At 57.5% G+C, this 19730-nt stretch carries 16 protein-coding genes, 1 pseudogene and 1 riboswitch; of the genes and pseudogenes, 9 read left to right on the top strand and 8 right to left on the bottom strand.

The genetic code is table 11. The features are described 5' to 3' along the window. Positions 1–9: 9 nt before the first annotated feature. Genes ACR0A2_RS12650 through ACR0A2_RS12640 form a run of 3 tightly spaced genes read right to left on the bottom strand, consistent with a single transcriptional unit; the run spans position 10 to position 3583 of the window. Positions 10–1158 (bottom strand): carbohydrate ABC transporter permease, encoded by a 1149-nt coding sequence (locus tag ACR0A2_RS12650; RefSeq protein ID WP_171638771.1) that lies wholly within the window; start codon positions 1156–1158, stop codon positions 10–12. 3 nt (positions 1159–1161) lie between these two features. Continuing rightward, positions 1162–2169, bottom strand: coding sequence for a carbohydrate ABC transporter permease (locus ACR0A2_RS12645; RefSeq protein WP_480835315.1), 1008 nt, complete (start codon positions 2167–2169; stop codon positions 1162–1164). 55 nt (positions 2170–2224) lie between these two features. Beyond that, positions 2225–3583: an ABC transporter substrate-binding protein gene (locus tag ACR0A2_RS12640; RefSeq protein WP_480835313.1), complete on the bottom strand. Its 1359-nt coding sequence runs from the start codon at positions 3581–3583 to the stop codon at positions 2225–2227. Positions 3584–3803: 220 nt separating this feature from the next. On the opposite strand from ACR0A2_RS12640, the gene ACR0A2_RS12635 reads away from it, so the two are divergent. The 9 genes and pseudogenes from ACR0A2_RS12635 (at position 3804) to ACR0A2_RS12595 (ending at position 12314) form a co-directional block, all read left to right on the top strand. Continuing rightward, positions 3804–4841, top strand: a complete 1038-nt coding sequence (locus ACR0A2_RS12635) for a LacI family DNA-binding transcriptional regulator (protein WP_480835311.1) — start codon at positions 3804–3806, stop codon at positions 4839–4841. Beyond that, positions 4838–6142: pseudogene (locus tag ACR0A2_RS12630) on the top strand (GH1 family beta-glucosidase); the annotation flags it as partial. The gene ACR0A2_RS12635 and the pseudogene ACR0A2_RS12630, both read left to right, overlap by 4 nt. After that, the gene (locus tag ACR0A2_RS12625) at positions 6116–7174 is read left to right on the top strand and encodes a glucokinase (protein WP_480619241.1); all 1059 of its coding nucleotides are present in this window, start codon (positions 6116–6118) and stop codon (positions 7172–7174) included. The pseudogene ACR0A2_RS12630 and the gene ACR0A2_RS12625, both read left to right, overlap by 27 nt. 30 nt (positions 7175–7204) lie before the next feature. Next, complete coding sequence (locus ACR0A2_RS12620) at positions 7205–8131, top strand: carbohydrate kinase family protein (protein WP_480835309.1); 927 nt, start codon at positions 7205–7207, stop codon at positions 8129–8131. Positions 8132–8249: 118 nt separating this feature from the next. Next, entirely contained in the window at positions 8250–8813 is a 564-nt protein-coding gene (locus ACR0A2_RS12615; protein ID WP_480835307.1) for a D-lyxose/D-mannose family sugar isomerase, read from the top strand. A 100-nt stretch (positions 8814–8913) separates the two neighbouring features. Then, positions 8914–9110: riboswitch (cobalamin riboswitch) on the top strand. A 98-nt stretch (positions 9111–9208) separates the two neighbouring features. After that, positions 9209–9565, top strand: coding sequence for a DUF1636 family protein (locus ACR0A2_RS12610; RefSeq protein WP_480835305.1), 357 nt, complete (start codon positions 9209–9211; stop codon positions 9563–9565). After that, positions 9562–10335, top strand: a complete 774-nt coding sequence (locus ACR0A2_RS12605; protein WP_480835303.1) for an ABC transporter ATP-binding protein — start codon at positions 9562–9564, stop codon at positions 10333–10335. The genes ACR0A2_RS12610 and ACR0A2_RS12605 overlap by 4 nt, the downstream gene beginning before the upstream one ends. 16 nt (positions 10336–10351) lie before the next feature. After that, entirely contained in the window at positions 10352–11302 is a 951-nt protein-coding gene (locus ACR0A2_RS12600; protein WP_480835301.1) for an ABC transporter substrate-binding protein, read from the top strand. A 1-nt stretch (position 11303) separates the two neighbouring features. Continuing rightward, positions 11304–12314, top strand: coding sequence for a FecCD family ABC transporter permease (locus tag ACR0A2_RS12595; protein ID WP_480835299.1), 1011 nt, complete (start codon positions 11304–11306; stop codon positions 12312–12314). 23 nt (positions 12315–12337) lie between these two features. Here ACR0A2_RS12595 and ACR0A2_RS12590 read toward each other — a convergent pair whose 3' ends face one another. The 5 genes from ACR0A2_RS12590 to ACR0A2_RS12570 all read right to left on the bottom strand — a co-directional run bounded on the left by ACR0A2_RS12590 (position 12338) and on the right by ACR0A2_RS12570 (position 19730). Then, positions 12338–13117, bottom strand: a complete 780-nt coding sequence (locus ACR0A2_RS12590) for an inositol monophosphatase family protein (RefSeq protein WP_480835297.1) — start codon at positions 13115–13117, stop codon at positions 12338–12340. Between the two features lie 266 nt (positions 13118–13383). Then, positions 13384–15828, bottom strand: coding sequence for a GcvT family protein (locus ACR0A2_RS12585; RefSeq protein ID WP_480835295.1), 2445 nt, complete (start codon positions 15826–15828; stop codon positions 13384–13386). Between the two features lie 8 nt (positions 15829–15836). Next, on the bottom strand, positions 15837–16718 hold the full coding sequence (locus ACR0A2_RS12580; RefSeq protein WP_480835293.1) for a phosphotransferase: 882 nt from the start codon (positions 16716–16718) through the stop codon (positions 15837–15839). Position 16719: 1 nt separating this feature from the next. After that, on the bottom strand, positions 16720–18711 hold the full coding sequence (locus ACR0A2_RS12575; RefSeq protein ID WP_171205098.1) for an ABC transporter permease: 1992 nt from the start codon (positions 18709–18711) through the stop codon (positions 16720–16722). Next, on the bottom strand, positions 18708–19730 hold the full coding sequence (locus ACR0A2_RS12570; protein WP_480835465.1) for a quaternary amine ABC transporter ATP-binding protein: 1023 nt from the start codon (positions 19728–19730) through the stop codon (positions 18708–18710). Before ACR0A2_RS12570 ends, ACR0A2_RS12575 begins: the two co-directional genes overlap by 4 nt.

Raw genomic sequence — 19730 nt, 5'->3', positions numbered from 1 at the left:
CAGACGCCTCTATTTGACAGATCCGGCCAGCAGGCCCCGGACCAGGTATTTTTGCATTGCGAAGAAGACGACCAGCGGCACGAAGATCGAGACAAAGGCAGCGGTCGCAAGGATTTCCCAATTGCCGCCACGTGTACCCAGCAGCTCGACGATGCGGTTCGTCATCACGGTTGTCTGGCCGGTCGCGTCGATCAGGAAAACCTTGGCAACAAGAAGGTCATTCCATGTCCACAGGAACTGGAAGATCGCGAAAGACGCCAGCGCCGGGAAGCTGAGTGGCAGGATCAGTTTGGTAAAGATCTGAAACTCGGTGGCGCCATCGACGCGGGCGTTTTCGATCAGATCACGCGGCAATCCGGCCATGTAGTTGCGCAGCAGGTAAATCGCCAGTGGCATCCCAAACCCTGTATGCGCAAGCCAGACTCCCAGATAGCCTTTGCCGATCCCGATATTGAGGTGAAATTTCAGCAACGGGATCAAGGCCAATTGAAGCGGAACGACCAAAAGGCCAACAACGGCCGCGATCAGCAGGGCGCGCCCGGGAAACTCCATCCATGCCAGCGCATAAGCCGCGAAGGCAGCAACCAGGATCGGGATGATTGTTGCAGGGATGGTCACCGTCAGCGTGTTGAAGAACGCCTTGGCCATGCTGTCCGTACTGCTTTGATCCAGAAGAACCTTTCGGTAGTTTTCCAAAGTGAACTCGGGTGGAAGTTCCGCTGTTACGAAGATGCGCGCGCCACGTTTCCCTGTGAATTCCTCGGTGTTTTCCATCCGATAGTTGCCCGTCGCATCCACCGTGATCGTACCACCTCGGCGCAGTTCGGCTGTTTGGCCCGGTTCAAATGCATCAACCTCGCGCGAACTGATACCCCATCTGGAAATCGTTGCTTGCTCATCCTCGCCGAACAACGCCCCCTGAATGACATACACTCCGTTTTCCAGCACCTGCGTCTCGGGCGCGGCACTGCGAAGCGTCAGGTTTTGTTCAGAGGGAAACAGCGACCGCCACCAGCCGCTGGACGAAATCTGATCTGCCGTCCGAAAGGACGAAATCAGCAAGCCAAGTGTAGGAATGACCCAAAGAGCCACCAGGAAGATGACTGACAGATGCACCACCCATCTGAGCGCGGGTTTGGTTCCGGCGATATCGCTCATGGCTTACTCCATCTCCTTGCGCGCGTTACGCACGTTCCAGACGAGGATCGGTGTAACAAGCAACATGATCACCATGGCCGAGGCGGATCCGACGCCCCAGTCATTGGCGCGGAAAAGCTTGTCGTACATGTAGTTTGCCAGCACCTGTGTCTCCCACTGGCCGTTGGTCATGGCAAAGACGATGTCAAACACTTTGAGAACGGTGATCGTGATCGTCGTCCAAACAACAAGGATCGTGGTTTTGATCTGCGGTACCTTGATCTTGAAGAAGATCTGAAAGGGATTGGCCCCATCCAAAATAGCCGCCTCGATGGTTTCTTCGGGAATACCGCGCAAGGCCGCCGACAGGATGACCATCGCGAAACCCGTCTGTATCCAGATCAGGACAACCATCAGAAAGAAACTGTTCCAGAAAGGGATTGTTAACCACGTGTTGGGTTCGGTTCCGCCGAAGAAGATGTACAGCGCGTTCAGGATGCCTATCTGGTCCTGTTCCGCTGGTCGCGCATCATAAACCAATTTCCAGATCACCGATGCACCAACAAATGAAATGGCCATCGGCATGAAAATCAAGGATTTGGCAAAGTTGCCCCAGCGGATGCGATCAGTCAGTTGCGCCACGAGAAGACCAAAAGCCGTTGACATGGCTGGCACGACGATCAGCCAGAACATGTTGTTGCGCATGGCTTCCCAAAACTTCGGCTCGGCCGCCATTTGGGCATAATTGTCCAGGCCAACCCATCGGTATCCGCCACCGGGCACGCGCTCCGTCAGTGAAAGGCGCAAGGTTTCGACCACCGGATACGCCAGATAAAGCCCCAGCGCGGCAAGCGCCGGGAACAGGAACAACCATGGACGGATCAAGTTCGCGCGGTTGATGTTTCGGCCCGCATTCGGACCGCGCGGCGGAAACAGGATTTTGTCCAGAAACTGGTTGGAAAGATAGAAGTAGCCCACGCAACCCGACACGCCGATGGCGATCGTCAGCAGGCCTTGAAGTGCGGGTGTCATGGTGCGCCCATCCGTTTGGCAAGTGGGGCGGCCCCAGGACCGCCCCATAAGTTGTTCACTTGGCTGCGTCCCAGGATGCCTGGATTTCACTGGCCACGGTGGCTGCATCTTTTGCACCCGAAGAGTAGTCGACCATCCCGGTCCAGAAAGTACCTGCCCCAACCGCACCCGGCATCAGGTCGGACCCGTCAAAGCGGAAGGTCGTAGCGTTGGTCAGAATTTCGCCCTGTCCGCGCTGTGAATCATTCGAGTAGCTATCCGGGTTTGCACCAAGGTGGGGCGTCAGGAAACCATCCTGCGACATCATGATCTCATGAGCGAAAGGTGTCTTGAGGAACTCCAGAAAGGCTTCGGCCGCGGGATTTGGGTTGGTGATCGTGAACAATGTCCCGGCCCCAAGCACCGGTGTACCCAGGTCTTTTTCGGCGTAAGCCGGGAAATAGAAGAAGTCAGCATCCACCCCCAATTCCGTGCCCTCCGGAAAATAGGCGGGAATAAACGAAGCCTGACGATGCATCATGCAGGCCGGCGGGCTATCGAAAAGACCTTTGGGGCTGTCACGGAAATCAATTGCCGCCGTGTCGTCTGCATCACCCACCACATAGTCGTCATTGCGGGTAAAGCTGCCATATTCCTCAATCGCGGCTATGACGCGGGGATCATCGAACTTGATCTCGTTGGAAACCCATTGGTCATAGACTTCTGGCGGTTGCGTGCGCAGCATAAGATCCTCGACCCAATCCGTTGCGGGCCAACCCGTTGCGCCACCCGAGGCCAGACCAACGCACAAGGGCGTCTCACCGTCTTCGACCATCTGATCCATCAGAGCTTTGAACTCTTCCATGGTTTCGGGCACTTCATACCCAAAGTCTTCGAAGTTTTCGGGCACGTACCAAACCAGGGATTTGACGTTCACATTGAAGAAGAACCCGTAAAAATCGTCAGACCCTTCCGCGTTCTCAAACGTTCCCAGATCCACCCAGGACTGACCGGCAGCGAAGTTCTCCCTGATCCAGTCCGCAGTACCTTCGGCCAAAGGTGTCAGATACCCCTGCTTGGCGAGGTTTGCCGCCAGACCGGGCTGCGGGAAAACAGTCAGGTTCGGAGCGGAACCTGCGGCTGCATCAATAAGGATTTGCTGTTCCAGAGAGTCCGAGCCCACATAGCTGGAATTCGCACCTGTTGCTTCGTCGAAATAGGCCACGAGGTTCTCGAAAGACTTGCCCTCGCCGGCCAGCCAGGGGCCGAAAATGGTCAGGCTTTCGCCGGACAGATCATTTGCTTCGGCAAAGGCCTGAAACCCATCCCAGTCAAAACTGCCCTCGCCGACGGCATGGATCATCTCACCCTCTGCCTGAACTGATCCGGCCATCAGGGCGAGTGCCGCCGCACCTGCGTAAAGCCCGTGTTTCATCAAATCCTCCTCCCAAGCTTTCATGTATTCAAAGACTCGCTTTCAAAGCGCTTTGGATAGCCCGTGTTATCCGCTAACATTGACACCCTGTCAATGTTTTGCTTTCCAGAGCCAGAATTATTTATATTTTCTGCTTTCCACGCAAAACAAGTTGACGGATGCTGCATTTGCTCACAAAACAAGAAAGAGCCACTCAATTGAAGGCGCTTTGAATCGTAAAATGAACCTGAAGCAGCTCTCGGAAGTTCTGGGCCTTTCGCAAACTACGGTCAGCCGGGCGCTGAACGGGTACCCCGAAGTGAGCGAGGACACACGTGCGCGCGTTCAAGCCGCAGCGCGCAAACACGGGTACCGGCCGAACAGTCGCGCCAAAGGGCTTGCGACCGGACGATCGATGGTGATCGGCCACGTCATTCCCAGCTCTTCCCGGCATGAAATGGTCAACCCGATCTTCGGGGATTTCGTCGCCGGTGCCGCAAAGAAATACGCTGAACATGGCTATGACATGATGTTCACCAATGCCGACGACACTTCGATTGAAGAAGCGTATCGGAGTCTTTTTCAGCGCGGCGCGGTGGACGGAGTCGTGCTGCAAGGCCCCAAAGTGAATGAACCACGGATCGAAGTCCTGACCCGCATGGGCGTCCCATTCATCGTGCACGGACGCTCGACTGGCGTCGACGCTCACTATGACTGGATCGACGTGAACAACAAAAGTTCGTTCATGCGCGCCACCCGCTTTCTGATTGACCTTGGCCATCGCCGTATCGCTCTGATCAACGGTCTGGAAGATATGGATTTTGCCCAACGCCGCCGCGACGGATATCTTGAGGCGCTTGGTCAGGCCGGGCTTGCGCCCGATGCCGATCTGATGCGCAGCGCTGAAATGACAGAGGTTTACGGCCATCACGAAACGCAGAACATGTTGCGCCTGGAGTCCCCTCCGACCGCTATTTTGTGTTCATCGATGATCTCTGCCATCGGCGTACGGCGTGCGCTGTCCGAAAACGGGCTTGAGATGGGTGCGGATGTATCAGTGATCGCCCATGACGACGACCTGTCCTATTTGAAGAACGGGCAGGATGTTCCGATTTTCACGGCAACACGCTCATCCGTCCGTCAGGCGGGTGAAATGGCGGCTGACATGTTGATCCAGCGCATCAAATCCCCGAATGATCCCGTCAAAACCAGGCTGCTGGAGGCCGAGCTGGTCGTTGGCAGGTCAACCGGCCCTGCGACCAACAGGGTGCAACCATGAAACACGCACGCGCTGATTTTCCCAAAGATTTTCTCTTTGGTGTTGCCACTTCTGCGTACCAGATTGAAGGCCACGCACAGGGCGGGGCGGGGCGAACTCATTGGGATACCTTTGCAGCGTCGCCAGGCAACGTGGTGCGCGGGGAAAACGGAGACGTCGCCTGCGATCACCTGAACCGGTTCGAGCAGGATTTCGATCTGGTGCGCGAGGCCGGGTTTGACTGTTATCGTTTTTCGACCAGCTGGGCACGCGTACTGCCGGACGGGCGTGGTCAGATCAATCAGGCCGGGCTGGATTATTATGACCGATTGGCGGACGCCCTGCTGGAACGCGGTATCCGCCCCTGTGTGACGCTTTATCATTGGGAACTGCCGTCAGCGCTTGCGGATCAGGGGGGATGGTGCAATCGCGATATCGCCGATTGGTTCGCGGATTATACGCAGGTCATCATGGGTCGGATCGGCGACCGGATGTTCAGTGCCGCGCCGATCAACGAACCCTGGTGTGTCAGTTGGCTGAGCCATTTTGAAGGCCACCATGCGCCCGGTCTGCGCGATATCCGCGCCGCCGCCCGGGCGATGCATCACGTTTTGTTGGCCCACGGGCGGGCCATTCAGACCATGCGCAGTCTTGGGATGAGCAATCTGGGTGCCGTGTTCAACCTCGAATGGTCCGAGCCCGCGGATGACAGCGCGGAAGCGCGGCTTGCGGCAGATCGCTACGATGCGATCTACAACCGGTTCTTCCTTGGCGGTGTTTTCAACAAGGAATATCCCCAAACAGCCCTGGAGGGGTTGGAGCCGCACTTGCCCAAGGGCTGGCAGAACGACTTTGAAAACATCGGCACACAGGTCGATTGGTGCGGGTTGAACTACTATACCCGAAAATTGATTGCCCCGGCGGACGCCGCCTGGCCCAGCCTGCAAGAGGTTCCCGGACCGTTACCCAAAACGCAGATGGGATGGGAAATCGATCCCTCTGCCCTTACCCGCTTTCTTGTCAGAACAAGGAAAGACTATACGGGCGCGTTGCCAATCTATATCACCGAAAACGGTATGGCGAGTGAGGAGCGCGTGCAGGACGATGATCGTATCGATTATCTCGACAAGCACCTTGCGGCCGTGCTGGACGCTTTGGCACAAGGTGTTCCGGTGAATGGCTATTTTGTCTGGTCGCTGCTGGACAATTATGAATGGGCCTTCGGGTACGAGAAGAGGTTTGGACTGGTGGACGTGGATTTCGAAACACTTGCGAGAACGCCCAAAGCGTCTTTCATGGCGCTGAAATCCGCCCTGTCCGGTACTCAGAGCGTCTCTCAGCCGTTAGCGCAACCATTCGGTGCCGTGCATGAGCATTGGAACCTGGTTGCGGATATCGGCGGTACGAACACTCGTCTGGGCGTCGTCACGAACGGAGAATTGGCAGATCTTCGGAAACACCCGACGGGGACATTGGAAGACCTGCTCGAGGCGTTCCATGACCTCAGGGACGAGATCGGAACCAACCCACAGGCCGTCGTAGCAGCCGGAGCCGGGCCGGTCAGGGACGGAACAATTCAGTTGACCAACGCGAACCTGGATCTTTCGGAAACCGAGCTGACGAAAGCAACAGGAGCAGAGCGCACTTTTGTCATAAATGATTTCACCGCTGCGGCGTGGTCGGTGGCCGAGGTGACCAGGTCGGATGTTGCGGTCTTGCAGGGTCAGGAGGCGCCGCCCACAGGCACACGGCTGGTTGTAGGGCCCGGAACCGGGCTTGGCGTTGGTGCTTTGCTTTTTTCCGAAGGCAGGTATCACACGGTCTCCGGCGAAGGCGGGCACGTGGGCCTGTACCCGCGCCATCGCGACGAAGTTGATATCTTTGAGGCGGCACGTCGCATCGCACCGGGCTGTTTCTTTGGGGACAGCCTGGCGCTGGAAGCAGAAATGTTCCTGAGCGGAACCGGCCTGCCGATCCTTTATCAGGCGGTTGAATTGGCATCCGGTCAAGCGCGAACTCAGGCGCGCTCTGCAAAGGACATTCTGAACGATGCCCGCAACGGCACAGATCTGGTCGCCGAAAAGGCGGCGCAGATTTTTACCACCCACTTAGGTGCTTTGATGGGTGATCTGGCGGTCACCTTGATGCCGGAGGGGGGCGTTTTCCTTGTCGGCGGCGTTGCCGAGAAAAACCGCTGGCTATTCAGTGACAACTTCAAGGATGCGTTCAACGGCGGCGGCCGCTTCAGCGACTTGCGCCGCTCCCTGAACCTTTACGTGTCTGAACAGGCAGAGTTCGGGATCATCGGCGCAAACAACTTCTGCAAGAACGCGCTGAGACAGCAACCAGACTAACCGAAGTTTCTTACCTAGAAGGACCAAGACATGATCCTGTGCTGTGGTGAAGCGCTGATAGATATGATTTCAGAACCGACCGCATCGGGCGCAATTGGTTTTGTGCCACATACTGGTGGTGCAGTTCTGAACACAGCCGTCGCGATGGGACGTCTGGGTGTTCCGGTAGGGATGCTGACAGGTTTGTCATCGGACATGTTCGGCCAGCAATTGATTGATGCGCTGAAAGCGAGCCATGTGGACACGACACATGTGATCATCTCGGACCGTCCCACCACGCTTGCCTTTGTGCAGCTCTCGGATGGACACGCGACTTACAGCTTTGTCGATGAAAACACCGCGGGCCGGATGTTGCTGCCCGAAGACATGCCCGATCAGCTTCCTGCTGTCTCTGCCCTGTATCTCGGTGGAATCAGCCTTGCGTGTGAACCTTGCGCAGATGCCTATGCCGCCCTTCTGGACAGCCACGGTTCCGACCGGTCAGTGATGCTGGACCCGAATATCCGCCCGGATTTCATCAAGGATCAAACCCGGTTTCGGACGCGTTTGAACCGCATGATCTCGCGTGCGGATATCGTCAAGGTTTCAGACGAGGACCTGGACTGGATCATTCCGGGCGCTGAAGCCGAATCCGCAAAAGCGTCTGTGCTGTTGCAAGCGGGTCCTTCCGTTGTCATCGTCACGCGTGGCAGTGACGGGGCGCACGGTTACCTGGCGGATGGTTCCGAAGTCTCGGTTCCTGTGAAACCCGTTGAAGTGGTCGATACGATCGGCGCAGGTGACACGTTCAACGCCGGCGTTCTGACCGAGCTCAGCCGCGCAGGGCATCTGACCAAGTCAGGTCTGCGCGGATTGACGGTTGAAAGCCTGCAAGCAGCCATGGAACTGGGCGCTGACGTTGCGGCCGTGACCGTTTCCCGAGCCGGGGCGGAACCCCCTTGGGCGCACGAACTTTGATCTGCGGGATGGCATGATGAAACGATCCGAAATCAACCACATCAAGCCCTAGGCCCAGGCGTTCATTCAATCTTTCGGCGCCGCGTAGCCGCTCTTTGCGGATTGATCGCCCGAGAAAATGCGCATCTCTTTGGTCGAAACTGTCCGCAGCCGCAGGCTGGGATGGAACATTACCAATTACGCACAAGGCCATTTCGACGAACATTGCCTATTCCCGTTCACTCTACGCACTGGTTTAGACGAAGGATCTGAAATCCGGGCGTGGGATGCTCTGTGCAGAAAACTGTTGATCTTGAAAGACAATCAGCTTTCTCCGATGCACCGGCATATTATCAAGGCAGAAGACATCATCAACCGGGGCGGCGGCGATCTCGTTCTGGAAATTCATGCGTCGGATCCAAACGGTGGCGTCGACCGCGACAACCCGGTGACGGTCCCCAGCGATGCCTGCCCTGTAACCTTGCAACCCCAAGAGTACGTGCGGCTGAAGCCGAGGCAAAGCGTAACTCTGATGCCCGGCATCTGGCACGCTTTTTGGGCCGAGCGCGGCGATTGCCTTATTGGCGAGGTATCGACCGTGAATAACGACCGCACCGACATTGGGTTTGAAAAGCCAATTCCACGGTTTTCAAAGGTCGAGAAAGATTCCGAACCGGATTTCCTTCTTGTATCAGACTATTGACACCGTTCGGTCCGGGCTGGCGCAGCAGGACAGCTGGGTCAGCTGTCGCAATTCCATCTACCAACGCCTTCGTCTGCCGCTTGACAAGTCTGGCATTGCCAGACTAGCTGAGCGGGATGGTTCCATAAGGGATGAAAATGGGAACACGGTGCGGCACTGGAATGTGCCAAGTCCGTGACTGCCCCCGCAACTGTAAGCGGTGAGCGACGCCACTTCACCACTGACCCGCATGGGTTGGGAAGGTCGGCCAAGCAACGACCCGCAAGTCAGGAGACCTGCCATCGCACTATGAACCAACCCGAGGCGGGGCGTCTCGGAAGGAGGCTTGATGGCGCGTTTGCGTAATATCTGGGTATGTGCCCTCTGTCTGCGTCTGGCAAACGACGGAGATGGCTATGACCTGCTATTCTGATCACTACGTTCTGATCTGTTCAACATGTCAGGGGGCGATGTCTGCCGAGGCCGCGCAAGACGTGCTGAATGCCCGGTTGCCTGACGGTTTTGAAACCCGAATGGTGACGTGCATGGCAGGTTGTGAACGGGCCATGACCGTCGGATTTCAGGCCCCGGGAAAAGCGCAGTACCTGTTTGGCGATATCACGACATCACACGACCTGTCCGCCCTGGTCGAATTCGCGACCCAGTTCGGCGACAGTGACGATGGCTGGACCAGCGCCTCGGACCGCCCCCCTGCCCTTTTCGCAAAGACCTTGTCGCGAATACCCGCATTGCCGTCTGGTGGCGCTTCATGAGTTTTCTGGTTGCCGAGAATTTGAAGTACTATGCGCTCAATGGTGATATCCTGTTGCAGGATGTGTCCTTTCGTCTGGAAGAAGGATCAATTCTGGCAATCGCAGGGCCGAACGGCGCCGGCAAGACCACTCTGCTGAAACTGCTGTGCGGGATCGAACGGATTGCCTTGGGTGATGTTTGGATCGAAGGTCAAAGCCTTCGGACCCTGTCCGCCCGCCAACGTGCCCGCTCCATTGCTGTGGTCGGGCAGCAGGAAATGCCTGACGGGCGGATGCGCCTGCAAGACTATGTTGCGCTGGGGCAAATCCCGATTCAAGACGAACGTTCGATGGCTCAGCACAAGGCTGATCTGGAACGGGTTCTGACGACGACCGAGCTGTCGCATTTTGCCAACAAAACGATGGGTCAGCTGTCCGGCGGAGAACGTCAGCGCGCACATATCGCGCGCGCGTTGGCCCAGAACCCGTCCTTGCTGTTTCTGGACGAGCCAACCAACCATCTGGACCCCGATGCCAAGGGGCACATGCTGTCTCTGGTCGCTGATCTGGGGGTAACGGTCGTCATGATCGTCCATGATCTGGTCATGATCCCGGAATTCGCCACCCATGTGGCGTTGATGAAGGCTACGCGTCTGACAGGGTTCGGGCCTGTTGGCGAAGTTCTGACCCCAGACCGGGTACGCGAGACATTCGGCGTGGATTACCTGTGCTTTCAGCACGAAGGCCGCATGATCCCCGCACTGGATATCCGAAAACGGAAACTGTCATAATAACAGGAACTTAAATATGATGCAGAAACTTTGGCCGGTGGTTGTTTTCGCTGGCTTGGCAGGTGGCGCGGCAGCGGAAGCCATCACCGTGGACAATTGCGGTGAACCGCTGGTTTTTGACTCGGCGCCGGAACGTCTGGTCGTGCATGACATGAACATGGCGGATATGGCCTTTGCGCTCGGCCTTCAGGACAAGATCGTGGGTCTTACCGGAATTACGGGTTGGTATAAAACCAGCCCTGATTTTGATGCTCAGCGCGGCGACATCCCAGAGCTTGCCCCCAAATACCCGACGATTGAAAACCTTGTGGCCGTCGAACCCGATCTGTTTTTTGCCGGTTGGTACTATGGCATGAAACCCGGCGGAGATGTCACGCCCGACACGCTGGAACCCTTTGGTATCAAGACCATGATCCTGACCGAAAGCTGCGTGCATCTGGACAAGGATCGCCCCGAGGCCAGCATGAACCTGTTGTTTGATGACGTTCTGCGTCTGGGCAAGGTCATGCAGGTCGAAGACAAGGCCGAGGCGCTGGTTGCCAGCTGGAAAGACGAATTGTCCGCCATCGAAGCAAAAACAGCCGATCTGGCAAAGCCCCGCGTATTCCTGTTGGACGGACCGGCCGATGCTCCATTCACCGCCGGCAAGTTCGCCATTCCCGATGCGATGATCACAGCGGCGGGTGGCGCTAACGTGACGCATGATCTGGATACCAGCTGGGGCCGCACGTCGTGGGAGGCCGTGGCAGCGGCCAACCCGGAGTTTCTGGTGCTGCTCGATTATCAATCCGGCAACGGCGCAGAGGACACCTTTCAGTTCCTCAAGGATCACCCGGTGATGTCACAAATGGACGCGGTAAAGAACGAGCGCTGGATTGGCCTGCGTTACGAGGAACTGACGCCCGGCCCGGCAAATATCGAGGCGATCGAGAAGATGGCGAAGGCGATGCATCCGGAGACCAACTGATATGGTCCGATTGGGCCGTTTGATAGTGCTGGGGGCGGTTGTTCTGACCGCCCTTTTGCTGTTGTCGATCGTCTACGGGACCACCCCAATCCCCATACGCGAAGTTTTTTCGGCCATCGGTCTCGGAACCGGTCTGGTGGAAGGAGACATGTCGCCCTTGCACCGGATCGTCTTCGACCTTCGCCTGCCCCGTGCCTTGTTTGCCGCCGTGATTGGTGCGGGACTGGGCGTCGTTGGTGTCGTTTTGCAAACAACGACGCGAAACGACCTGGCAGATCCGTTTCTGTTCGGTCTGTCCTCGGGTGCTGCTGCCGGCGCCGTTCTGGTGATCACCGTCACGGGTGATGTCCTGGGAATCTGGACGTTGCCGCTGGCGGCATTTTGCGGTGGTCTGATCGCCTCCGGCATTGTTCTGGCGCTGGTTCAGGGCTTGCGTACGAGCGCACCCGAAAAACTGATCCTGGCTGGCCTGGCGGTGTCCTTTCTGTTTTCCGCAATCACCAACTACCTGATTTTCTCTGGCGATAATCGCGCGGCTCATTCGGTGATATTCTGGATGCTTGGCGGTCTGGGACTGGCAAGATGGGAAACGTTCCCGCTTGTCCTAATCGGACTGGGCCTGATCCTGAGCTATTCACTTTACCGCAGCCGGTGGCTTGACGCGCTGCTGACCGGGGATTTCACAGCTTCTTCACTGGGTATTCCCGTTCAAGGTCTGCGGTTCAGCATGTTTTTCGTTGCCGCGTTGGCGACGGCCAGTTTCGTTTCCGTTGCCGGTGTCATCGGCTTTGTCGGCCTGATGGTGCCTCATATTGCACGCGGCGTCGCCGGAACTCTGCACCGAAACCTGCTGATCGTCTCGGCGATCGTGGGCGCGATTCTGCTGACATTGTCCGATATCTTGTCACGCCTTCTTCTGGCTCCGCAGGAGTTGCCCGTCGGAATCGTCACGACGTCGATAGGATCACTTTTTGTTTTTTTGTATTTATTCAAATCTGATCGCGGGAGCTAGTTTTCCAAGGTTGCGCAACATTGTCATTTCTCGACATTGATGAGGTCAAGCAGTTCAGCATGCAATTCAGGGGTTGCGGCGGAAACGACCGCGCCATCTGAATCGAGGGTCAACGCAAGCCCCTGCCAATCGGTCATCACTCCGCCAGCAGCCGTGATCAGAGGTGAGAGCGCCAGATAGTCATAAGGTTGCAGATCGTAATCCACCACAGCATCGACCTGGCCCGAAGCAAGCAAGGCATGGGGATAACAATCATAGGCAAATCGGCGCGTCTGCCCTGCATTCATCAGCCGGCTGAACAGGTCAGGATGATCGCGAAAAATCTTGTCGCCTTCATTCACATACAAAACCGATTGATCCAGACGCGTGGTATGCGACACCTTTATCGGCCGCCCGTTCAGGCTGGCCCCGCGACCAACCACACCCAAATAGGTCTCATGCAAGGCCGGCACTCCGACCAGACCCAACCGGGGGCACCCATCCACAAGGTGCGCCAAAAGGAACCCGAACAAAGGATGGCCGGACAGAAACGAACGCGTTCCGTCAATGGGGTCAATCACCCACATATGACGCCCGTCGCCTGCTTCTTGCCCGTGTTCTTCGCCAAAGATGCCGTGCGTGGGGAAATGCTGTTTCAGGTAGGTGCGTACTTCCGCCTCAACTGCCTTGTCGGCCTGCGTCACCGGGCTTTCATCCTGTTTGAATTCAATGCCCAAAGACCCCCGAAAAAACCGCATCGCGGACTCCGAGGCAATATCAGCAATCTTCATCGCATGTTCAGTCAACGCATCTGGGGTTACCATTTCCGGTCCTTTCGGCTGAAGTCATCCAATCTCCGACGGATGAAAGGTTGTTCGCCCTGAAAGCTGAATGAGAAGTCTTGCAGTTCAGTTTTCAGATGGGCATGAGGTGTGACAATACTGAAACTTTATCAATGGCTTATGGATCGAAATCCGTCAGATTCGACGAACTTTCGCACATTCGGGACGGACTTGCCCTGTTTGCATGCTTTCCCCATGTGTTCCGATCGCCGTGTGTGTGTCGGTAGATCTGCTCTTGCACCCTCGGGTCAGATCTTCACCCGGCTCATCTGCGGGTCGTAAAGCGGTTGCAGCGTCACTTCGCAAGGAACCCTCTGAGTGGCGACATCCAATTCATATGTCCCCGATGTGACGTATTGTGCGTCGACACCGTTGGCGTTTCGGATGTAACCGTAGCCGATCGACTTTCCGACGGTGTAACCATAACCGCCCGAAGTCAGCCATCCGACCCTTTCGCCATTCCGATAGATCGTTTCACGCCCCAGAAGAACAACCTCGGGGTCAACGGTGAAACATGCCAGCATCTTCTTTACGCCGCCGATTTTTTGCGCCTCAGATGCGGCACGCCCTTTGAAATCAATATTCTTCCGAAGTTTCACGGCCCAGCCCAAGCCGCTTTCGAACGGCGTATGATCCGGCCCGATATCCGAGCCCCAGGCGCGATAGCCTTTTTCAAGGCGCAGCGATTCAATCGCCCTGTATCCCGCATTTATCAATCCATGCGGACGCCCTGCCTCCGTCAAGGCGTCGTACACCGTTTGGGCATATTCCACCGGCAAGTGCAATTCCCACCCCAATTCACCCACATAAGTCACGCGCAGCGCCTTGACCGGGCACCCGGCGATGCCGATGGTGCGGATCGTGCTAAACTTGAACCCGCTGTTCGAGACGTCATCGCGCGTCACCGCCGCCAGAATCTCACGCGATTTTGGCCCCATCAATGACAGAACCGCATTCGATGAGGTGATATCGAACAGCTGGCAATTCATGCCCTCGGGAATGCTGCGGTTGATCCAGTCGAAGTCATGGGTGGCATAGCCGGTGCCGGTGACGATGTAGAACTCATCATGGGCTACGCGCCCAACAGTCAGGTCACACTCGATCCCGCCCTTGTCGTTCAGCATTTGGGTATAGACAAGCGCACCAACCGGCTTGTCCACATCATTGGCACAGATCCAGTTCATCGCCGCCAAAGCATCCGGGCCCTTGAGGGCGAATTTGGCGAAAGAGGTCTGATCGAACAACACAGCCGCTTCGCGTGCCGCTTTATGTTCGCGCCCGACGGCATCGAACCAGTTCTGGCGGCCAAAGCTGTATTCATCCTTGGGCACCTCGCCCTTAGACACGTCCGCGTACCAGTTGGGGCGTTCCCAGCCCAGTTTCTCGCCAAAACATGCGCCCTGCTTTTTCAACGTGTCATAAAGCGGCGATTTTCGGCAGGGGCGGCCCGAGTCATGTTCCTCATGGGGCCAACCCATCGTGTAGTGTTTGCCATATGCCTCGACGGTACGGGTGCGAACCCAGTCGGTGTCGAAATGCGGGCGGCCAAAGCGGCGGATATCGGCAGACCACAAATCGAAGGGCGGCTCACCCTTGTGCACCCATTCCGCCAGCGCCATGCCAGCACCACCGCCAGCCGCGATGCCAAAGGCATTGAAGCCGGCACCGACGAAGAAATTCCTCAACTCGGGCGCTTCACCGATGATGAAATTGCCGTCGGGCGTGAAGCTTTCCGGCCCGTTGGTCAGCGTCTTGACGCCAGCGTTTTCCAGCGCGGGCACGCGACCCAGCGCAAGTTCCATAAGCTGTTCGAAATGATCGAAGTTGCTGTCAAGAAGGGTATAGTGGAAACCTTGCGGAATACCCTTGGTGGCCCAGGGGATCGGGTTCGGCTCATAGCCGCCCATGACCAGACCTCCGACTTCTTCCTTGTAGTAAGTCAGCCGGTCGGGATCGCGCAAAGTGGGCAGATTGCCGGGCACGTCGAAAGGTTCAGTCACCATGTACTGGTGCTCCATCGGAACCAGAGGAACGTTGACGCCAAAACGGCTGGCAAAGGTGCGGGACCATTGCCCGGCGCAGCAGATCACTTTTTCACACTCGATCCGACCTTGCTCGGTGATTACCGCACGAATTTTGCCATCTTCGATCTCGATATCGGTGACTTTAGTATCTTCGAATATCTTCGCTCCGGCCATGCGGGCGCCCTTGGCCAATGCCTGCGTGATATCTGACGGGTTCGCCTGACCGTCTGTCGGCAGGTAAGCCGCGCCGATCACGTCAGAGACATCCATCAAGGGCCACAGCTCCTGCGCCTCGGATGGGGTCAGAAGCTGCATGTCCAGACCAAAGGAATGCGCCGTAGTGGCCTGGCGTTTCACCTCGGTCCAGCGCTCTTCGTTGCAGGCCAGACGCAAGCCGCCGTTCATCTTCCAGCCAGTGCCAAGCCCTGTTTCCTCTTCGATCTTGTTGTACAGATCAACGGAATAACCCAGCAATTGCGTGATGTTGGCGTTCGAACGCAACTGTCCCACCAGACCCGCTGCGTGGAAGGTGGTGCCCGAGGTCAACTTCTTGCGCTCCAGCAGCACCGTATCCGTCCAGCCCAGCTTGGCCAGGTGATAGGCGGTCGAGCAGCCGATGATCCCGCCACCGATAATGACGGCTTTGGCTGTATTCGGAAGGTCGGTCATGTCTGTCCTCAGGTATTTTTGAAATCGGTAAGGGCTGCGCGGAACCGCGCCAGGTTTTCAGCTGTGTAGGCTGCGTAATCAAAGTCGATATCCGAGGTGATCTCGGACACCATGCTCCACATGGTTTCCCGCAGCAGCGAGGCACATTTCATCGCCGCATAGCGGTGGCGCAGATCGTCGGTGACCGTGGCTTCAAAATAGCTCTCCAACACCCAGTCTTCCTGTTCAGGCGACAGGCCGTTGTTCGACGCCAGCCCGCCCAGATCGAACAGCGGAGAATTGAATCCGGCATAGTCGAAATCGATCAGCCAAAGGCGGTTGCCGTCGTCCAGAAAATTGCCGCAGAGCAGATCGTTATGGCCGAACACGATGTCATACGGCCCTGCCTCATGTTCCAGCAGCGTGCCTGCGTCGATCAGATCGGGGATCAGCTTTGCATGGGCGCTGTCATTCTCGGTCAGCGTTGCGGCATAGTCCCGGATGACATGGAACACCCAGAACACCAGCGACGGCCCGCGCAGGTGTTTGGGCACCTCGATATGGCATCGCTTTACCAGATCCAGCACTCGGGGCAGCATGTCGGGGTGGCGCACGTCCTCTTCCGTCAGGGTGCGGCTTTCGATGAAATCCAGCACTGTCAGATCGCCCGAGGCATGGACCACCGCAGGGGAAAGACCTGCAGCATGGGCGGCTTTCGTCCCGGCCAATTCGTTAAAGCGCATCACCTGATGCAGGGGGATGTCGTCGCCCACACGAACCACATAAGACCCGCTGCCGTCCGTGACCTTGTAGTTCACATTGGTGATGCCACCGGTCAGCGGAGTGGCCTCGATCTCTCCCTGCCAGATCGGCAGAGCGCGGATGCGGGTCATCAGGTCGGGATGGCTCATATCAACTCTCCAGTCCAAAGCGGATGCGGGCCTGGCGGGCACTGGCATTGATCAACCGATCAGCGATGATGGCGATGAAGGCAATCGACAGGCCGGCCACCAGACCGCGGCCGGTATCGGCCTTGGTCAGGGCGATATAGACCTCCTGCCCCAGATCGCGAGTGCCGACGAGGGCGGTGATCACCAGCATCGACAGCGCCAGCATGATCGTCTGATTGACGCCCAGCAGGATTTCAGGCAACGCCATCGGCAGGCGGATATGGCGCAGCAGTTGTTTGCGGGTGCAGCCCGAAACCAGACCCGCCTCGATCAGTTCCTCACTGACCGAGCGCACGCCATGGGCGGCATAACGGACCGCCGGGGCCAGCGCATAGAGAACGATGGCAATCAGGGCGGTGAAATCGCCGACCCGGAACAGCATGACGACAGGGATCAGATAAACAAAGCTGGGCAGGGTTTGCAGTGTGTCGATCAGCAGGTTGATGGCCGTTCCAGCGCGTTTGTTCAGCGCCGCCAGAACACCCAGAGGCACCCCGATCAGCGTCGCCAGAATGACAGATGCGCCGCACAGATACACTGTCACCATCGCCTTTGACCACAGGCCCGAGACAAGTATCAGCGAGGCCATTCCGCCGCACAGCAACGCCAGCCGCCAACCGCCTGCGTGCCAGCCCAGCAGGGCCAGCATCGCGATGGCCCATGGCCACGGGATGCCCAGCAGAACCGTTTTGATCGGGATCATGAACCAGGTCAGGAAGAAAACCTTGATGGCCTCGAACGTGTCAAAATAATTGACGTTCAGGTATTCGACCGTGTTGTCCCAGAACGCGCCGGTGGTGATGGTCTGGCTTTCAGGATATTCCAGCAGCAGAGGCGAGAACTGTCCCAGTACCCAGGTCAGCAGCATCAGGACCACAACCAGAACCGTTCGGCGATGACGCGCGATCCACGAGCCGGGGACCTCATGATGCACCTGCCCCATCCGTTCGGCAAAGGCCTGGCTCAGACGGTCGACGGCGATGGCCAGTACCACGATGGCAATGCCGGCTTCGAACCCTGCCCCAATGTCCAGGCGGCGCAGCGCGGCGAGGACGTCAAAGCCTAGCCCCCCAGCCCCGATCATCGAGGCGATGATGACCATGTTCAGGGTCAGCATGATCACCTGATTGACGCCCACCATCAAGCTGTGGCTGGCCGAGGGCACCAGCACGCGCCACATCAACTGCCGCCGGGTCGTGCCCGCCATGCGTCCGAAATCCAGGATCTCAGGATCCACGCCTTTCAGCGCCAGCGTGGTGATCCGCACCATCGGCGGGGTCGCATAGATGATCGTTGCAACCAAGGCAGAGATCGGGCCAAAGCCAAACATGAACAGGATCGGCACCAGATAGGCAAAGATCGGGATCGTCTGCATCAGGTCCAGGATTGGTGAGATGATCTTTTCAAAAAGCGGATGGCGATAGGCGAGAATGCCCAACAGCAACCCTCCGCCCGCTCCAATCGGCACCGCGATCAGGACCGAGGCCAGCGTCACCATGGCACTGTCCCATTGTCCGAAAACTGCAAGATAGACGAAGCAAGCCCCGACCAGAGCGGCCAATCCCCAGTCACGGCAATATTGACCCAAGGCGACAACGGCGGTGATGACCACGATCCAGCTGATCGCAGGCAGGATGACCTGCGCGTCATTTCCCTGACCGCTGACAAAGCCGTCGGCCAGCAGAGCCAATACCAGATTGTAGGGCTGCTCGATCAACCACGCGATGGCGCGGGTGACATCGGTGAAAGACACCGGCCCGATGGCGGCATCCTCGATCAGCCATGTCATCGCCGAGGAAATGTAGGTTTTGAACGGGATCACCCAGGCCGAAGGGAACTTGGTCAACCAGCGCGCATCCAGCGCCTTGCTCAAATCACGACCGAAATAGCCAAGCACGATGGTGATCAGAACAAGCAGCAGAATTGCCATCTGGCTGCGGGTCAGGCGGATCATGCCGTGTCTCCGCCGCCGAACAGCACATGCGCAACGGCCTTGCGGTCAATCGCTCCGACGGGTTGGCCCTCTGCATCCACGACAGGGATCGGCGCATCTGCCGCGATAATCCGTTCCGCCACGTCCGAGATGCGGGTGGATTGAGAGATCGGATCGCCCTCGCCCACAGCGCCGTAGGTCATGACACCGCCGACGGTCAGGACCTTTGAACGGGGAATATGTTTCGTGAATTCAGCCACATAGTCTGTGGCCGGGTGCATCACCAGCTCTTCCGGCGTGGCGATCTGGTTCACCTCTCCGTCCTTCATGATGGCGATGCGGTCGGCCAGGCGAACGGCCTCTTCGAAATCATGGGTGATGAAAACGATGGTCTTGTGCAACCGCTCCTGCAACCTAAGGAATTCATCCTGCATCTCGCGCCGGATCAGCGGATCGAGGGCCGAGAACGGCTCGTCCAGAAACCATAGATCAGGCTCGGTCACCAAGGAACGGGCGATGCCGACGCGCTGTTGTTGGCCCCCGGACAGCTCACGCGGGTAATAATCCTCGCGCCCTTTCAAACCGACCAGTTCCACCACCTCGCGGGCCTTGGCGCCGGCTTCGGGTTTGGGTGTGGCCTGAATCGTCAACGGAAACATCACATTCTGCAAAACGGTCAAATGCGGCAGCAACGCGAAATGCTGGAACACCATGCCCATCTTGTGACGCCGGATTTCGATCAGCTCATTCTCGCTGGCACGCAAGAGGTCAGCATCGTCGAACAGAACTTCTCCGGCGGTTGGTTCGATCAACCGAGACAAACACCGAACCAGAGTGGATTTGCCGGACCCCGACAGGCCCATGATGACGAAAATCTCACCTTCCGAGATCTCGATATTGGCGTTGCGCACTGCGCCGATCACGCCTGCCTTGCGAATTTCTTCTGCCGTAGGTTCGGGGGTTGTCCGCAGCAACCGATCTGCGTTGGGGCCATAAAGCTTCCAGACGTTTCGGCACGACAGTTTGGTCTTGGGGGGCAT

The organism is Ruegeria sp. H8 (assembly GCF_056532905.1).
The sequence above is the reverse complement of the archived record's forward strand: the minus strand, read 5'-3'. Positions and strand labels throughout refer to the sequence as shown.

What these genes read in the sequence shown, in the direction of transcription:
- ACR0A2_RS12610 (WP_480835305.1), top strand. Translation starts at nt 9,209, where the DNA reads ATGACCTGCTATTCTGATCACTACGTTCTGATCTGTTCAACATGTCAG.
- ACR0A2_RS12615 (WP_480835307.1), top strand. Translation starts at nt 8,250, where the DNA reads ATGCGCATCTCTTTGGTCGAAACTGTCCGCAGCCGCAGGCTGGGATGG.
- ACR0A2_RS12625 (WP_480619241.1), top strand. Translation starts at nt 6,116, where the DNA reads ATGGCGCTGAAATCCGCCCTGTCCGGTACTCAGAGCGTCTCTCAGCCG.
- ACR0A2_RS12590 (WP_480835297.1), bottom strand. Translation starts at nt 13,117, where the DNA reads ATGGTAACCCCAGATGCGTTGACTGAACATGCGATGAAGATTGCTGAT.
- ACR0A2_RS12595 (WP_480835299.1), top strand. Translation starts at nt 11,304, where the DNA reads ATGGTCCGATTGGGCCGTTTGATAGTGCTGGGGGCGGTTGTTCTGACC.
- ACR0A2_RS12640 (WP_480835313.1), bottom strand. Translation starts at nt 3,583, where the DNA reads ATGAAACACGGGCTTTACGCAGGTGCGGCGGCACTCGCCCTGATGGCC.
- ACR0A2_RS12645 (WP_480835315.1), bottom strand. Translation starts at nt 2,169, where the DNA reads ATGACACCCGCACTTCAAGGCCTGCTGACGATCGCCATCGGCGTGTCG.
- ACR0A2_RS12580 (WP_480835293.1), bottom strand. Translation starts at nt 16,718, where the DNA reads ATGAGCCATCCCGACCTGATGACCCGCATCCGCGCTCTGCCGATCTGG.
- ACR0A2_RS12600 (WP_480835301.1), top strand. Translation starts at nt 10,352, where the DNA reads ATGATGCAGAAACTTTGGCCGGTGGTTGTTTTCGCTGGCTTGGCAGGT.
- ACR0A2_RS12620 (WP_480835309.1), top strand. Translation starts at nt 7,205, where the DNA reads ATGATCCTGTGCTGTGGTGAAGCGCTGATAGATATGATTTCAGAACCG.
- ACR0A2_RS12635 (WP_480835311.1), top strand. Translation starts at nt 3,804, where the DNA reads ATGAACCTGAAGCAGCTCTCGGAAGTTCTGGGCCTTTCGCAAACTACG.
- ACR0A2_RS12570 (WP_480835465.1), bottom strand. Translation starts at nt 19,730, where the DNA reads ATGCCCCCCAAGACCAAACTGTCGTGCCGAAACGTCTGGAAGCTTTAT.
- ACR0A2_RS12585 (WP_480835295.1), bottom strand. Translation starts at nt 15,828, where the DNA reads ATGACCGACCTTCCGAATACAGCCAAAGCCGTCATTATCGGTGGCGGG.
- ACR0A2_RS12575 (WP_171205098.1), bottom strand. Translation starts at nt 18,711, where the DNA reads ATGATCCGCCTGACCCGCAGCCAGATGGCAATTCTGCTGCTTGTTCTG.
- ACR0A2_RS12605 (WP_480835303.1), top strand. Translation starts at nt 9,562, where the DNA reads ATGAGTTTTCTGGTTGCCGAGAATTTGAAGTACTATGCGCTCAATGGT.
- ACR0A2_RS12650 (WP_171638771.1), bottom strand. Translation starts at nt 1,158, where the DNA reads ATGAGCGATATCGCCGGAACCAAACCCGCGCTCAGATGGGTGGTGCAT.